Raw genomic sequence first — 1774 nt, 5'->3', positions numbered from 1 at the left:
ACTCAGATGAAGATGACGACGGAAGAGGCGTTTGTTAAGGTTTTGCAGATGCACGGGATTGAGCATGCGTTCGGGATCATTGGATCTGCGATGATGCCGATCTCGGACTTGTTCCCGAAGGCCGGGATCATGTTCTGGGACTGTGCGCATGAAGGCAGCGCGGGGATGATGGCGGATGGCTACACCCGCGCCACCGGCAAGATGTCGATGATGATCGCGCAGAACGGCCCCGGCATCACCAATTTCGTGACCGCCGTGAAGACCGCCTATTGGAACCACACGCCGCTGCTGCTGGTCACGCCGCAGGCGGCGAACAAGACCATCGGTCAGGGCGGTTTCCAGGAAGTCGAGCAGATGAAGCTGTTCGAGGACATGGTTGCCTATCAGGAAGAGGTCCGCGACCCGACCCGCGTCACCGAGGTTCTGAACCGCGTGATCATGAAAGCCAAGCGCGCCAGCGCCCCGGCCCAGATCAACATCCCGCGTGACATGTGGACCCAGGTGGTTGATGTTGATCTGCCCGCCATCGTCGATTTCGAACGCCCTGCGGGCGGCGAAACCGCCGTGGCGCAGGCGGCCGAGCTGCTGTCGACCGCCAAGAACCCGGTGATCCTGAACGGTGCGGGCGTGGTTCTGTCCAAGGGCGGGATCGAGGCCTCGAAGGCGCTGGCCGAGCGCCTGGATGCGCCGGTCTGCGTGGGCTATCAGCACAACGACGCCTTCCCCGGTAGCCACCCTCTGTTTGCCGGTCCTCTGGGCTACAACGGCTCGAAAGCCGGGATGGAACTGATCAGCGAGGCCGATGTTGTTCTGTGCCTCGGCACCCGTCTGAACCCGTTCTCGACCCTGCCGGGCTATGGCATGGAATACTGGCCGGCCGAGGCCAAGATCATCCAGGTCGACATCAACCCCGACCGGATCGGCCTGACCAAGAAGGTCACCGTGGGCATCGTGGGAGACGCGGCCAAGGTGGCGACCGGCATCCTGAACCAGCTGAGCGATACCGCGGGCGACGAGGGCCGCGACGCGCGCAAGGCGAAGATCGCCGAGAAAAAGTCCCGCTGGGCTCAGCAGCTGAGCAGCATGGACCACGAGGATGATGATCCGGGCACCACCTGGAACCAGCGCGCCCGCGCGGCCAAGCCCGACTGGATGAGCCCCCGCATGGCGTGGCGCGCCATTCAGGCGGCGCTGCCGAAAGAGGCGATCATCAGCTCGGATATCGGCAACAACTGCGCCATCGGCAACGCCTATCCGTCCTTCGAGGCGGGGCGCAAATACCTGGCGCCGGGCCTGTTCGGGCCCTGTGGCTATGGCCTGCCGGCCATCGTCGGCGCCAAGATCGGCTGCCCGGACGTGCCGGTCGTGGGCTTTGCCGGTGACGGCGCCTTCGGCATCGCGGTGAACGAACTGACCGCGATCGGCCGCGAGGAATGGCCCGCCGTGACCCAGATCGTTTTCCGCAACTATCAGTGGGGCGCGGAAAAGCGCAACTCGACCCTGTGGTTCGATGACAACTTCGTCGGCACCGAACTGGATACCAAAGTGTCCTACGCCGGTATCGCGCAGGCCTGTGGCCTGAAAGGCGTCGTGGCCCGCACCCAGGACGAGCTGACCGCAGCGCTGAACCAGGCGATCGAGGACCAGAAGAACGGCATCACCACGCTGATCGAGGCCCTGATCAACCAGGAGCTCGGCGAACCCTTCCGCCGCGACGCAATGAAAAAACCCGTCGCCGTCGCAGGAATCTCGGCCGACGACATGAAAGCTCAGG

At 64.1% G+C, this 1774-nt stretch carries 1 protein-coding gene; it reads left to right on the top strand.

The genetic code is table 11. The features are described from left to right. Window positions 1–6: 6 nt before the first annotated feature. Window positions 7–1774: sulfoacetaldehyde acetyltransferase (gene xsc / locus GOW56_RS21650; protein WP_171172791.1), on the top strand; the 1768-nt coding region annotated here is incomplete at its 3' end.

This window comes from Ruegeria sp. HKCCA0235A (genome assembly GCF_013033235.1).
Lineage (GTDB): Bacteria > Pseudomonadota > Alphaproteobacteria > Rhodobacterales > Rhodobacteraceae > Ruegeria.
The sequence above is the reverse complement of the archived record's forward strand: the minus strand, read 5'-3'. Positions and strand labels throughout refer to the sequence as shown.